The sequence below is a fragment of the Pseudomonas sp. TNT2022 ID642 genome, from assembly GCF_028656995.1.
Classification (GTDB): Bacteria; Pseudomonadota; Gammaproteobacteria; order Pseudomonadales; family Pseudomonadaceae; genus Aquipseudomonas.
The window spans coordinates 254,002-267,372 of record NZ_JAMDGW010000006.1; the positions used below are offsets into that span (position 1 = coordinate 254,002).

At 61.0% G+C, this 13,371-nt stretch carries 17 protein-coding genes; 8 read left to right on the plus strand and 9 right to left on the minus strand.

Going from position 1 to position 13,371, the window contains the following annotated elements; translation table 11 throughout:
* Window positions 1–32: 32 nt before the first annotated feature.
* The 8 genes from M5G26_RS05895 to nrdR form a co-directional block, all read right to left on the minus strand.
* A complete protein-coding gene (locus tag M5G26_RS05895; RefSeq protein ID WP_007910933.1) occupies window positions 33–536 on the minus strand; it encodes a phosphatidylglycerophosphatase A family protein in 504 nt (167 codons plus the stop codon).
* Complete coding sequence (thiL, locus tag M5G26_RS05900; RefSeq protein WP_134177774.1) at window positions 533–1,498, minus strand: thiamine-phosphate kinase; 966 nt, start codon at window positions 1,496–1,498, stop codon at window positions 533–535. Before thiL ends, M5G26_RS05895 begins: the two co-directional genes overlap by 4 nt.
* 27 nt (window positions 1,499–1,525) lie before the next feature.
* Window positions 1,526–2,026, minus strand: coding sequence for a transcription antitermination factor NusB (gene nusB / locus M5G26_RS05905; protein ID WP_034153728.1), 501 nt, complete (start codon window positions 2,024–2,026; stop codon window positions 1,526–1,528).
* Complete coding sequence (ribH, locus tag M5G26_RS05910) at window positions 2,023–2,499, minus strand: 6,7-dimethyl-8-ribityllumazine synthase (protein WP_003228649.1); 477 nt, start codon at window positions 2,497–2,499, stop codon at window positions 2,023–2,025. Before ribH ends, nusB begins: the two co-directional genes overlap by 4 nt.
* 91 nt (window positions 2,500–2,590) lie before the next feature.
* Window positions 2,591–3,682 (minus strand): bifunctional 3,4-dihydroxy-2-butanone-4-phosphate synthase/GTP cyclohydrolase II, encoded by a 1,092-nt coding sequence (gene ribBA, locus M5G26_RS05915; protein WP_007910939.1) that lies wholly within the window; start codon window positions 3,680–3,682, stop codon window positions 2,591–2,593.
* 16 nt (window positions 3,683–3,698) lie between these two features.
* Window positions 3,699–4,376 carry a riboflavin synthase gene (locus tag M5G26_RS05920; RefSeq protein ID WP_273914677.1) on the minus strand — a complete coding sequence of 226 codons (678 nt, stop codon included), beginning with the start codon at window positions 4,374–4,376 and terminating at the stop codon, window positions 3,699–3,701.
* Window positions 4,377–4,423: 47 nt separating this feature from the next.
* On the minus strand, window positions 4,424–5,557 hold the full coding sequence (ribD, locus tag M5G26_RS05925; RefSeq protein ID WP_273914678.1) for a bifunctional diaminohydroxyphosphoribosylaminopyrimidine deaminase/5-amino-6-(5-phosphoribosylamino)uracil reductase RibD: 1,134 nt from the start codon (window positions 5,555–5,557) through the stop codon (window positions 4,424–4,426).
* Complete coding sequence (gene nrdR / locus M5G26_RS05930) at window positions 5,554–6,018, minus strand: transcriptional regulator NrdR (protein WP_007910946.1); 465 nt, start codon at window positions 6,016–6,018, stop codon at window positions 5,554–5,556. The genes ribD and nrdR overlap by 4 nt, the downstream gene beginning before the upstream one ends.
* A 128-nt stretch (window positions 6,019–6,146) precedes the next feature.
* Here nrdR and M5G26_RS05935 point away from each other — a divergent pair, with 128 nt between their 5' ends.
* From M5G26_RS05935 to trxA, 3 genes are all read left to right on the plus strand, one after another.
* The gene (locus tag M5G26_RS05935) at window positions 6,147–6,611 is read left to right on the plus strand and encodes a YbaY family lipoprotein (RefSeq protein ID WP_273914679.1); all 465 of its coding nucleotides are present in this window, start codon (window positions 6,147–6,149) and stop codon (window positions 6,609–6,611) included.
* Window positions 6,608–7,273: a class I SAM-dependent methyltransferase gene (locus M5G26_RS05940; protein ID WP_273914680.1), complete on the plus strand. Its 666-nt coding sequence runs from the start codon at window positions 6,608–6,610 to the stop codon at window positions 7,271–7,273. Before M5G26_RS05935 ends, M5G26_RS05940 begins: the two co-directional genes overlap by 4 nt.
* Window positions 7,274–7,420: 147 nt before the next feature.
* The gene (trxA, locus tag M5G26_RS05945; protein ID WP_150694728.1) at window positions 7,421–8,293 is read left to right on the plus strand and encodes a thioredoxin; all 873 of its coding nucleotides are present in this window, start codon (window positions 7,421–7,423) and stop codon (window positions 8,291–8,293) included.
* Window positions 8,294–8,381: 88 nt separating this feature from the next.
* On the opposite strand, the gene M5G26_RS05950 is transcribed toward trxA, so the two are convergent.
* Complete coding sequence (locus M5G26_RS05950; protein ID WP_273914681.1) at window positions 8,382–8,741, minus strand: hypothetical protein; 360 nt, start codon at window positions 8,739–8,741, stop codon at window positions 8,382–8,384.
* 135 nt (window positions 8,742–8,876) lie between these two features.
* Between M5G26_RS05950 and M5G26_RS05955 the strand changes: the two genes are divergently transcribed.
* The 5 genes from M5G26_RS05955 to M5G26_RS05975 all read left to right on the plus strand — a co-directional run bounded on the left by M5G26_RS05955 (window position 8,877) and on the right by M5G26_RS05975 (window position 13,058).
* A complete protein-coding gene (locus M5G26_RS05955; protein WP_150694729.1) occupies window positions 8,877–9,476 on the plus strand; it encodes a DUF2796 domain-containing protein in 600 nt (199 codons plus the stop codon).
* 153 nt (window positions 9,477–9,629) lie between these two features.
* Complete coding sequence (locus M5G26_RS05960) at window positions 9,630–10,340, plus strand: ABC transporter ATP-binding protein (protein ID WP_090286721.1); 711 nt, start codon at window positions 9,630–9,632, stop codon at window positions 10,338–10,340.
* A 1-nt stretch (window position 10,341) separates the two neighbouring features.
* On the plus strand, window positions 10,342–11,607 hold the full coding sequence (locus tag M5G26_RS05965) for an ABC transporter permease (protein WP_273914682.1): 1,266 nt from the start codon (window positions 10,342–10,344) through the stop codon (window positions 11,605–11,607).
* Between the two features lie 11 nt (window positions 11,608–11,618).
* Window positions 11,619–12,137 (plus strand): DUF3299 domain-containing protein, encoded by a 519-nt coding sequence (locus tag M5G26_RS05970; RefSeq protein WP_038362169.1) that lies wholly within the window; start codon window positions 11,619–11,621, stop codon window positions 12,135–12,137.
* Window positions 12,138–12,359: 222 nt separating this feature from the next.
* A complete protein-coding gene (locus M5G26_RS05975) occupies window positions 12,360–13,058 on the plus strand; it encodes an OmpW/AlkL family protein (protein ID WP_077574716.1) in 699 nt (232 codons plus the stop codon).
* Window positions 13,059–13,371: the final 313 nt, after the last annotated feature.

A 13,371-nucleotide genomic window follows, 5' to 3' on the forward strand; every position in this document is an offset into this window, starting at 1 on the left:
GTCCCCTCACTTGCCCCTGATATCCCTTGGAATCAGGCGAAAATCCACACCAGACCCTGCATCGCCAGCCAGGCGAACACACCGGCCAGCACGTCGTCGAGCATGATGCCGACGCCGCCATGCACATGCCGGTCGATCCAGCGAATCGGCCATGGCTTGAGAATGTCGAAGAAGCGGAACACCAGAAAACCTGCGAGCAACCAGTACCAGCCTTCCGGTACCAGCCACAGGGTAATCCACATGCCGACCATCTCGTCCCAGACGATACCTTCGTGGTCGTGTACGCGCAGATCGTCGGCGACTTTGCCGCACAGCCAGAAGCCGAACAGCATGGTGATCCCGAGCATCAGCCAGTATCCCCAGTCGGGCAACATCTGCCACAACGGGATAAAGGGTAGTGCAACTAACGAACCCCACGTGCCCGGCGCTTTCGGCAGCGTGCCGGAACCGAAACCGAACGCGAGGAAATGCCAGGGATTGCGCCAGACCGACGGCGGAACGAATTCGGCCGGAACCTGTTTCGGGTGATCTGTCACGGTGTCTCCTGAAAATGTTGATAGCCCCGGACTTGCGGGGTGATGTCGTGCCCTTCGCGATCCAGCAAGACCACACCCTGCCCTTCGGCTACGCGGCCGATCACATGGATCGGCCAGCCATTGGCCAGCAGCGACGGCAACTCGACGGACGGTAGCGTGAACGCCAGCACGTAATCATCGCCACCGCTCAGCGCGGCACGCTCGGCGCCGCGCTGACCGAGAAACGCCACTAATGCATCCGACAGCGGTACGCGCTCGCGTTCAATCTCAAGTCGCACCTTCGACGCCAGCGCGATATGGCCGCAGTCGGCGAGCAGGCCATCGGATATATCCAGCGCCGCCGTGGCTTTGCCACGCAGGGCCTGGCCGAGGGCGAGTTGGGGTTGTGGTGACCAGTAATGATCGAGCAGCGGTTGAGCGATTTGCGGCTCAGCATCACGCTGACGCAAAACCAGCGGCAGAGCGCCAGCCGCATTGCCCAGCTCCCCCCCGACACAGAGCAAGTCGCCCGGCTGCGCACCGCTACGGGTCAATGCCTGACCCGCAGGCACGCGACCAAACACGGTTACCGTCAGGCTCAACGGCCCGCGCGTGGTATCGCCGCCCACCAGCGCAACGCCGCAGCTCTGCGCCATGCAGTTCAAACCGCGGGCATAGGCTTGCAGCCAATCGGCGGTCACCGTCGGTACAGTCAGGGCAAGGGTAAAGGCAACGGGCGTGGCGCCCATGGCGGCCAGATCGCTGACCGCGACGGCCAGCGAACGCTGACCGAGCAGAAACGGATCGCAGGGATCGGCGAAATGCACACCGGCCACCAGCGTATCGGTGGAGATCGCCAACTGTTCCCCGGAGGGAACAGCGAGCAAGGCACAGTCATCGCCAATCCCCAGAGCAACGCCTTCACCGCCCTGCGCACAAGGCGCGGCGGCGAAGAAATTGCGGATCAGCTCAAACTCGCCCATGGCTGAGACAAAGGATTCAAGCGCCGATCAGCGCTTGAACGCCTTCACTTCAGCTTCACGCAGGCGCGGAGCCAGCTTGTCGAGCACACCGTTGACGAACTTGTGACCGTCGGTGGAACCGTAGACTTTCGCCAGCTCGATCCCTTCGTTGATCACAACGCGGTACGGCACGTCGACGCGCTTGAGCAGTTCCCAGGTCGACAGGCGCAGTACGCACAGTTCAACCGGGTCGAGCTCTTCGATGGTCAGGTCCAGGCACGGTGCCAACGCAGTGTCGATCTCGGTCAGACTGGCCGGAACACCGTGCAGGATGTCGTGGAAGTAGCTGGCATCGGCGAAGGTGAAATCGTTATCGACGCGGAACTGCGCTTCGATTTCGTTCAGCGAAGTACTCGCCATGTGGCGCTGGTACAACGCTTGCGTCGCCAGCTGACGGGCAGCGCGGCGCTTTTCACTTTTCGAAGGCTTGCCGGCGTCGGTTGGACGCGGCTCGCGCGGGTTGAAACGATCGCTTTCGTCGCTAATCACTTGGCCTCCAACTGTGCCAGCAGGCTGACCATTTCCAGAGCGGACAGGGCAGCTTCGGCACCTTTGTTACCGGCCTTGGTGCCGGAACGTTCGATGGCTTGCTCGATGGAATCAACGGTCAGGACGCCGAAGGCAACCGGCACGCCGAACTCCATGGAGACCTGGGCCAGACCCTTGGTGCACTCGCCTGCCACGTATTCGAAGTGCGGAGTGCCGCCACGAATGACCGCGCCGAGGGCGATGATGGCTGCGAATTCACCTTTCTGGGCGACTTTCTGCGCAACCAGCGGGATTTCGAAGGCGCCAGGTGCGCGGATGATGGTGATGTCGCTTTCGCTCACGCCGTGGCGAACCAGGGCATCAACTGCACCGCTGACCAGGCTTTCAACGACGAAGCTGTTGAAGCGGCCCACTACCAAAGCGTAGCGGCCTTTAGGGGCGATGAAGGTACCTTCGATGGTCTTCAGGGTCATTCGTCAGTTCTCTTAAAGAGCCGGGACGCGTCTGCTACGCGTCCCTCAGTGATTTATTTGCCGCGAATACGGGTCCGGAAACAACCGGTCATTATTCGGAGGGCACGTATTCTACAACTTCCAGATCGAAACCGGATATCGCATTAAATTTCATTGGCGCAGACATCAAGCGCATTTTGCGTACACCAAGGTCACGCAGGATCTGCGAACCGGCACCGACGATGCTGTAGGTGGTCGGTTTTTTCGGCGCGGCCTGATCACCGGTTTCGCGGATATGTGCCAGCAGCACGTCGCCGTCGAGCGGGTGACCGAGCAACAGCACCACACCACTGCCCGCCTCGGCAACCGCAGCCATGGCGGCGCGCAGGCTCCAGCGGCCCGGTTGCTTGACCATCAACAGGTCGCGCAGCGGGTCCATGTTGTGCACGCGAACCAGGGTTGGCTCTTCAGCGCAAACAGTGCCCAAAGTGAGGGCCATGTGCACGTCGCCTTCCACCGAATCACGATAGGTCACCAGGTTGAATTGGCCCAGTTCGCTGTCCAGTGGCTGCTCGGCAATCCGCTGAACGGTACGTTCGTGGATCATCCGGTAGTGAATCAGGTCGGCGATAGTGCCGATCTTGATGTTGTGTTCAGCGGCAAACTCTTCGAGTTCGGCACGACGAGACATGGTGCCGTCGTCGTTCATCACTTCGCAGATCACCCCGCTCGGCTCGAAACCGGCCATGCGCGCGAGGTCGCAAGCGGCTTCGGTGTGGCCAGCACGAGCGAGGGTGCCGCCGGCCTGCGCCATCAGCGGGAAGATGTGGCCCGGGCTGACGATGTCTTCAGCCTTGGCGTCCTTGGCGGCCGCCGCTTGCACGGTGCGCGCACGGTCAGCGGCAGAGATGCCGGTGGTGACGCCTTCGGCGGCTTCGATCGAGACGGTGAACTTGGTGCCGAAACCGGAACCGTTGCGCGGCGCCATCAGTGGCAGCTTCAACAGTTCGCAGCGCTCGCGGCTCATCGGCATGCAGATCAGGCCACGGGCGTGCTTGGCCATGAAGTTGATGTGTTCGGCCTGGCAGCATTCGGCGGCCATGATCAGGTCGCCTTCGTTCTCGCGGTCTTCGTCATCCATGAGGATGACCATCTTGCCTTGGCGGATGTCTTCAACCAGTTCTTCGATGCTATTGAGCGCCACAAGGCACCCCCTTCAGTCAGGATTTGAGATAGCCGTTGGCGGCCAGAAAGCTTTCAGTGATGGTGCCACCAGGCTTTTGTGAAGAGCCGGGTTCTGCGGCCTTGTCGCCAAGCAGCAGGCGCTCCAGATAACGCGCCAGCAAATCGACTTCCAGATTCACCCGGCGACCCGGCGTGTACGACGCCATGATGGTTTCGCTCAGGGTGTGCGGAATGATCGTCAGCATGAACTCGGCGCCATCGACGGCGTTCACGGTCAGGCTGGTGCCGTCGACGGTGATCGAGCCTTTATGGGCGATGTACTTGGCCAGTTCTTTCGGCGCGCGAATGCGAAATTCCACGGCGCGGGCATTGTCGCTGCGCGAGACGATTTCACCGACGCCGTCGACGTGGCCGCTAACCAGATGCCCGCCGAGACGGGTGGTCGGGGTCAGGGCTTTTTCCAGATTGACCGGACTGCCGCTTTTCAGGTCATTCATGGCGGTGCAGTCGAGGGTTTCACGGCTGACGTCGGCGGCAAAGCCGTCGCCCGGCAGCTCAACGGCAGTCAGGCAGACGCCGTTGACCGCGATGCTGTCGCCGAGTTTGACGTCGCTCAGGTCGAGCTTGCCGGTGGCGACGTGGACCCGCACATCACCGCCCTTTGGGGTCAGTGCGCGGATACTGCCGATGGATTCGATGATGCCGGTAAACATGGGGTTCTCCTTGAGAACTAAGCCAGCGTAATAACGATGGCCGGGAATTATACGCTCGCCGCAAGGACAGGGATGGCAGTGACTCGCCAGTCATCGCCCACCGCGCGAATTTCAGTGATTTTCAGCTCGGGAGCGTCCTTCATATAAGCCAACGGCCAGTCCAGTAGCGGACGCGCCGTGGAGCCGAGAAACTTGCCGGCGATGAAGATCACGAATTCGTCGACCAGACCGAGCTGAGCAAAGGCTCCGGCCAAGCGTGGGCCGGCCTCGACCAGCACCTCGTTGGTGCCACGGTTGGCCAGTTCGATGAGTAATTGATGCAGGTCGACCTGACCGTCATCACCCGGCACGATCAGGCACTCGGGGCCGTGGGCATATTGCTCTTCGATCGCGACGCAGGTGGCGACCAACGCTGGGCCAGCCTTGAAGAACGGCGCATCCAGCGGCACCCGCAGGCGGCCGTCGATCAGCACTCGCAGCGGCGGGCGACTCATGGCCAGCGCGGTTTGCTCACTGTCCAGACCGAGTTCGTCCGCGCGAACAGTCAAACGCGCGCCATCGGCCAGCACGGTGTCGGCGCCGGTCAGGACCACGGCGGCCTGAGCACGCAGACGCTGGACGGCTGAACGCGCGGCCGGGCCGGTGATCCATTGGCTCTCGCCGCTTTCCATCGCCGTGCGACCGTCGAGGCTCATGGCCAACTTGACCCGCACGAACGGCAAGCCGTGTTCCATGCGTTTCAGAAAACCTTGGTTGAGCTGGCGCGCTTCGGCTTCGAGCACACCGCTTTCAGTGGCGATGCCGGCATCGGCCAGACGCTGCAAACCACGCCCAGCCACTTGTGGATTCGGATCACGCATCGCTGCGACCACGCGGCCTACGCCAGCATTCACCAGCGCATCGGCACACGGCGGTGTGCGGCCATGGTGGCTGCACGGTTCGAGAGTTACATAAGCAGTCGCGCCCCGGGCCAGCTCACCGGCGGCGCGCAGGGCATGGACTTCGGCGTGCGGTTCGCCGGCACGTTCATGCCAGCCTTCGCCGACGATCTGGCCGTCACGCACCACCACGCAACCGACCCGAGGATTGGGGTGCGTGGTGTAGTGACCTTTGCGCGCCAGTTCCAGCGCACGCGCCATAAAATGGGCGTCGAGGATGGCCTGCTCGGCGGCGCTGGTCATTCTTTCACCGGTTCGCGGGCGAGGCGGTCGATTTCTTCGCGGAACTCGTTGAGGTCCTGGAAGCGCTTGTACACCGAAGCGAAACGGATGTAGGCGACTTCATCAAGCTTTTGCAGCTCGGCCATGACCAGTTCGCCGACCACAAGGGATTTGACCTCGCGTTCGCCGGTGGCGCGCAGCTTGTGCTTGATGTGAACCAGAGAGGATTCGAGCCGCTCGACGCTCACCGGACGTTTCTCCAGCGCGCGTTGCATGCCGGCGCGGAGTTTTTCTTCGTCGAACGGTTGGCGGCTGCCGTCGGTTTTGATCAGGCGCGGCAACACCAGTTCGGCCGTCTCGAACGTCGTGAAACGTTCGCCGCAGGCCAGGCATTCACGCCGGCGGCGCACCTGTTCGCCCTCGGCGACCAGACGCGAGTCGATGACCTTGGTGTCGTTGGCACCGCAGAAGGGACAGTGCATGGTGGCTGGCAACAAAAAAAGGGAGGGCCATGGTAGCGCATCCCGGTGGCAAGACAAGCCATAGGCTTTGCGGTATACAGAACGGCATGATCGTTTGATCCATGGATTTCATTTTGCCGGAGCATCCAATGCCGTTACGTCCGCTCGTTTTGCTCAGTCTTTTCAGCCTGCTGGTGGCCTGTGGCAGCGATGCACCCAAGCCCCAGCCGCCAACACCGGGCCCTGCGCCGCAACAGGCGCAGAAAAAAGCCAAAGAGGCCGCCGAGCTTGGCCCGCTGCCGGCCTATCAACGCGAACTGAGCGGCACCCTGCAAGGCGTGCCGGCCGGTGCCGAAGTCGAACTGGCGCTGCTGGTGATCGATGGAAAGGATCGCCCGCAACAATTGCTCGCCAGTTCCAGCCTGATCGGCAGCAACCAGATTCTCCCGTTCCGCCTGCGCTTCAACCCGGACGCCTTCCCCGCCGGTGCGCGGGTTGAACTGCGCGGGCGCGCCAGCCAGTCCGGTCAGTTGATCCTGCATCTGCCTTCGCAAACCATCAGCCAGCCGACCACTCAGGCGTTGGGCCAGCTGCAATTTGTCAAAGCACCATGACGGCACCGCTCGACCTGCAACGGGCGTTGGGTGAATTGCTCGGCGACGCCAGACTCAAGGTCTGTGCATTGCCGGACACTGATTTACAGCTATGGCTGATCGATGGCGACAACATGGATCGCGAATTCAGCCAGGAAGAAATTCAGCGAATCCTGCATGAGCCACCGTACTGGGGTTTCTGCTGGGCCAGCGGTCTGGCAGTGGCGCGCTATCTGGCGGAGTTTCCCGAGTGGGTGCGCGGCAAGCGTGTGCTGGATTTCGGCGCGGGTTCCGGGATTGCCGGGATTGCGGCGGTGAAGGCCGGCGCGCTGGAAGTCGTGGCGTGCGATCTGGATCCGCTGGCGATTTCCGCGTGTCGGGCGAATGCCACGCTGAATGGCGTAGAAATGAGTTACTCGCCGGACTTCTTTGCCGAAGCGGATCGGTTTGATCTGATTCTGGTGGCGGACGTGTTGTATGACCGGGCCAATCTGCCGTTGCTCGATGCGTTTTTAAGTCGCGGCCATGAAGCGTTGGTGGCGGATTCGCGGGTTCGGGATTTTCGCCATCCGTTGTATCAGCGGATTGAAGTGCTGGAGGCGATGACGTTGCCGGATCTGGCGGAGCCTGAGGAATTTCGGCATGTCAGCCTGTACCACGCGCGGCGTGATTGGAATCGTTAAAAGATCGCAGCCTTCGGCAGCTCCTACAGTGATCGGCTTTGTCGTCTATATTGCGGGCGGACGCTGAACCTGTAGGAGCTGCTGAAGGCTGCGATCTTTTGCGCCACCGCTTATAGTGCGTTCATTAACGCTTTGACGAGATCCCCCATGAGTCAGCAAACGCCATACATCTTCGACGCCACGACGGCCGATTTCGACCAGTCGGTGATCGAGGCTTCCTTCAACAAACCGGTGCTGGTGGATTTCTGGGCCGAATGGTGTGCGCCATGCAAGGCGTTGATGCCAATGCTGCAAGGTATTGCCGAGAGCTATCAGGGCGAGTTGCTGCTGGCCAAGGTCAACTGCGACATCGAGCAGGACATCGTCGCGCGCTTCGGCATTCGCAGCCTGCCGACCGTGGTGCTGTTCAAGGACGGTCAACCGGTCGACGGTTTTGCCGGTGCACAACCGGAATCCGCCGTGCGCGCCCTGCTTGAGCCGCATGTACAGATGCCGCCACCGGCCGCCGCTGATCCGTTCGAACAGGCTCAGGCATTGTTCGATGACGGCCGTTACGCCGATGCCGAAGCGGCGCTGGTGGTGATGCTCACCGAGGACAACACTAACGCCAAGGCGCTGATCCTCTACGCGCGCTGCCTGACTGAACGCGGCGAGCTGGACGAAGCGCAAGCCGTGCTGGATGCAGTCAAGAGCGACGAACACAAGGCCGCGCTGGCCGGGGCCAAGGCACAGATCAAGTTCCTCGGACTTGCTCGTGACCTGCCGGATGCCGCCGACCTGAAAGCGCGTTTGGCGAAAGATCCGCAGGATGATGAAGCGGTGTATCAACTGGCGATCCAGCAACTCGCTCGCCAGCAGTATGAAGCGGCGCTTGACGCACTACTGAAGCTGTTCATCCGCAACCGCAGCTACAGCGAAGGCCTGCCGCACAAAACCTTGCTGCAGGTGTTCGAGCTGCTGGGCAATGATCATCCACTGGTGTCGGTGTACCGCCGCAAGATGTTTGCTGCGCTTTATTAAGATCAAAAGATCGCAGCCTGCGGCAGCTCCTACAGGGGTGTACTCCATTCCAATGTAGGAGCTGCCGCAGGCTGCGATCTTTTGCGGTTCATTCGATCCAGCTGTAGAGCGGCGTATCCCCGCCGCTCACCACTTTCACGTCCGAGCTATGGCGCAAGCGCACCAGCAAGCGCTTGCCCGCCACCGCGCTGCCGGTCAGCCCTTCAAGCTGATCAAGCAGATCCGGACCGCTGATCTGCCCAGCCTTGCGCAACAGATCCTTGGCCACCTGCCACAACGCATCGTCCTGATTCAGCGGTTTCGCCGCCGGGGCTGATGCGACCGCCTCAGATTGAGCGACCGACGCCTGCCCATTCAGCGCCGAACCGAGCTTCGCCCAATCGCCGTCATCCAGTTCCACCGTCAAGTCCACCGGCACATCACCGACGGTTCCGCGTATCCGCAACATTGAGTTCGCTCCTGCACTTTTCTGACCTGCATGCTCCCACGGGACTTGTGCAACGCCAAGCGCACGGGCAAACTCTGCGCACTTTCGTTATAAGATTACATAACAAACTCTTCACTTTACTTCCCGGAGACCGCCATGCGTCGTCTGCTGCTCGCTTTGCCGTTTGCCCTGTTGCCGCTGGCCATCGCCCACGCGGCTGATGAGCATGACCACGATCACGACCATGAACACGGCAGCCTCGGCGCGCATGAACATGGCGTCGGCCGTCTGAATGCCGCGCTTGATGGCCAGACCCTGGAGCTTGAGCTGGAAAGCCCGGCGATGAACCTCGTCGGTTTCGAACACGTTGCCACCAGCGATTCCGACAAGGCCAAAGTCGCCGCCGCCCGTGCGCAGCTGGAAAAGCCGCTGACCCTGTTCAGCCTGCCCGCCGCTGCTGGGTGCAAAGTGGTCAGCCAAGAACTGGAGAGCCCGCTGTTCGGCGACAAGCCGGATGCCGACGATCACGACGACGATGAAGCGGACAAGGACGGCCACGAGCATCACCACGACCATAGCGAAATTCATGCGCACTACCAGTTCAACTGCGCCACACCGGGCGCGTTGAAGACTCTGGATCTAGCCAACGTTTTCAAGACCTTCCCGGCGACGCAGAAAATTCAGGTACAACTGATCAGCGCCAGCGGCCAGCAAGGTACCGAAGTGACGGCCAAGGCTGCCGCGCTGAAATTCTGATCACACCGAAAATCCCCTGTGATCCACCGCGATCCGATGTAGGAGCTGCCGAAGGCTGCGATCTTTTGATCTTGCTTTAAGAAGATCAGGATCAAAAGATCGCAGCCTTCGGCAGCTCCTTCAGGGGCTATGAAAACTCATGAAACTGGTGCCATGACCCAAGCACTCATCGAACTGTCCGACCTGGGCTTCAACTGGCCCGGTCACCCGCCGTTGCTGGACATCCCGGCGTTTCGTCTGGAAGCCGGCGAAACCCTGTTCCTCAAAGGCCCCAGCGGCAGCGGCAAGACCACCCTGCTCGGTTTGCTCGGCGGCGTGCAGAAACCCGGTCGCGGCAGCATTCGCCTGCTCGGCCAGGAACTCACCGAACTCTCCGCCGGCGCTCGCGATACGTTCCGTGTCGATCACACCGGCTACATTTTCCAGCAGTTCAACTTGCTACCGTTTCTCTCGGTGCGCGAGAACGTTGAGCTGCCGTGCCACTTCTCGAAACTGCGTGCGCAACGAGCGAAACAGCGCCACGGCAGCGTCGATCAAGCCGCCGCTACCTTGCTCGCGCACTTGGGTTTGAAGGACGAAAGTCTCCTCAGCCGTCGCGCTGACTCACTGTCAATCGGTCAGCAACAACGGGTCGCTGCCGCGCGTGCCTTGATCGGTCAGCCTGAGCTGGTGATCGCCGACGAACCGACCTCGGCACTGGATTACGACGCCCGGGAAAACTTCATTCGCCTGTTGTTCGCCGAATGCCGCGAGGCCGGTTCCAGTTTGCTGTTCGTCAGCCACGACCAGAGCCTGGCGCCGCTGTTCGACCGTCACCTGTCCCTGGCCGAACTCAATCGCGCCGCTACGTCTGCCGAGGTCTGAGATGTATCTGTTTCGTCTGGCCATGGCCAGCCTGGCCAACCGCCGTTTTACCGCCCTGCTCACGGCATTTGCGATTGCTCTGTCGGTGTGCCTGCTGCTCGCCGTCGAGCGGGTGCGCACCGAAGCCAAAGCCAGTTTCGCCAGCACCATCAGCGGCACCGACCTGATCGTCGGCGCGCGCTCCGGCTCGGTAAACCTGTTGCTGTACTCGGTGTTCCGCATCGGCAATGCCACCAACAACATCCGTTGGGACAGCTTCGAACACTTCGCCAGCAACCCGAAAGTGAAGTGGGCGATTCCGATGTCCCTCGGCGACTCCCATCGCGGCTATCGCGTAATGGGTACCACTGAAGCGTATTTCGAGCATTACCAGTACGGTCGCCAGCAACACTTGGCACTGGCCGACGGCCGCGCGTTTGCAACCGATCCTTTTGAAGTGGTGCTGGGTGCCGAGGTCGCGGATGCGCTGCATTACAAACTCGGTGACAAACTGGTGCTGGCCCACGGTGTGGCGGCGATCAGTCTGGTCAAGCACGACGACAAACCGTTCACCGTGGTCGGTATTCTCAAGCGCACCGGCACCCCGGTCGATCGCACGCTGCACATCAGCCTCGGTGGTATGGAGGCGATTCACATCGACTGGCACAACGGTGTGCCGGCACGCGGCAATGGACGGATCAGTGCGGATCAGGCGCGCAACATGGACCTGACGCCGCAAGCGATCACCGCGTTCATGCTCGGTCTCAACAGCAAGATTTCCACGTTTGCATTGCAACGCGAAATCAATGAATTCCGTGGCGAACCGATGCTGGCGATCCTGCCGGGCGTGGCCTTGCAGGAGTTGTGGAGCCTGATGAGCACCGCTGAAAAAGCGCTGTTCGTGGTCTCGTTGTTTGTGGTGTTGACCGGGTTGATCGGCATGCTCACGGCGATTCTCACCAGCCTCAACGAACGGCGCCGCGAGATGGCGATTCTGCGTTCGGTCGGGGCGCGGCCGTGGCATATCGCGAGTCTGCTGGTGCTCGAAGCTTTTGCACTGGCGCTGACAGGCGTCATCGCAGGGTTAGCGTTGCTGTACATCGGCATCGCCGCCGCGCAGGGTTATGTACAGGCCAATTACGGTTTGTTCCTGCCGCTGGCGTGGCCGAGCGAGTATGAATGGACGCTGCTCGGTGGCATTCTGGCGGCCGCGCTGCTGATGGGCAGCGTGCCGGCCTGGCGCGCTTATCGCCAATCTCTGGCCGATGGCCTGTCGATCCGTTTATGAGGATGTTCACCATGCCCCGCGCTGCACTCGCGCTGCTGTTGCTGATCGCTCTGCCCGTGTGGGCAGCGGCGCCGAAAGACCTGACGTGGTCGGAAATGATTCCGCCGGACGCCGCGCCGGAAGTACCGAACATGACGCCGCTGCATGACCTGTCGAAGATGGGCGATGCGTTGTCTGCCGAGTCCGCGCCAGCAGCGAAACAGGACATGCCGGACGCGCCGGTGGTGAAGTCGCTCGACGGGCAGAACATTCGTTTGCCGGGCTACATCGTGCCGCTGGAAGTCAATGAAGAGGGGCGCACCACAGACTTTTTGCTGGTGCCGTATTTCGGCGCCTGCATCCACGTGCCGCCACCGCCGTCGAACCAGATCGTGCATGTGAAAAGCGAGTTGGGCGTGAAGCTTGATGAGCTGTATCAGCCGTACTGGGTCGAAGGGCCGTTGCAGGTCAAGGCGTCGAGCAGTGAACTGGCGGATGCCGGGTATCAGATGGATGCGGACAAGATTTATGTGTATGAGCTGCCGGAGTGAATCCCGGTAGTTTTGTATTGGCTGATCCATCGTCTTCGCGAGCAGGCTCGCTCCCACAGGAGATCACATTCCAGGGTGGGAGCGAGCCTGCTCGCGAAGAGGCCCTCAAGGTTCCACAGAAATCTGCCCCTTCACTGTTTCATTGAGCTGAGTCAAAAGACCGTATCAGTTGGCTTCGTACCATAGGACATCAGACATTTCTAACGTCCTTTCGGAGCCCCCATGAACAAGTCCTTGCTCAGCGCCTCGCTGTTTGCCCTTGCGCTCGCAGCCCCGCTCGCCCACGCCCACGAAGCTGGTGACATCCTCATCCGCGCCGGTGCGATCACCGTCAACCCTAAGGCCGACAGCTCCAGCGTCAAGGTTGATCAGGGTCCGCTGAGCGGCACCAATCTGGGCGGCAAGGCGACCATGAGCAGCGACACCCAACTGGGTCTCAACTTCGCCTACATGCTCACCGATCACGTCGGCCTCGAATTGCTCGCGGCCACGCCTTTCGAGCATGACGTCAAACTCAAGGGTACTGCCCTGCCAGCGGCCAACGGCAAGCTCGGCACCCTGAAACACCTGCCGCCGACCCTCAGCGTTGTCTACTACCCATTGGATTCGAAATCGGCCTTCCAGCCGTATGTCGGCGGCGGCATCAACTACACCTGGATCTATGACGAACACGTTGGCAGCGAAGCCAGCGCCAACGGCTTCAGCAATTTCAAGGCGAAAAACTCTTGGGGTCTGGCCTGGCAGGTCGGTGCTGACTACATGCTGACCGACAACATCATGCTCAACGCCCAAGTGCGTTACATCGACATCGATACCCGCGCCACCGTCGAGAACAACGCGGTTGCGCCGGGCACTCGCGCACGGGTCAACGTCGATGTGGATCCGTTCATCTACATGGTCGGTTTGGGCTATAAGTTCTAAGTCGATTGACCGAACGTTCACGTGGTGGTGAATGAGGCTTGGTGGCGAGCAGGCATAGAACTGACGACGACCGTACGCAGTTGATCGGGGATAACATCCCCTTGCCACAGGAGTAGCGACATATTCCGGCCGTGAAAAAGGCGCCTGTCATAGGGCGCCTTTTTCATGTCTGCCTGGAATGCGTGGTGAGTTTGAGATCCATCCCCCTCACTGTAGAGACCGGTACATCCTTTACAAATTAGACCGGGGACATCGTTTACACCTTTACAGGCTTGAAACGCGTTTTGCGCCGCTTTCAAGCCTGCCTAAACAG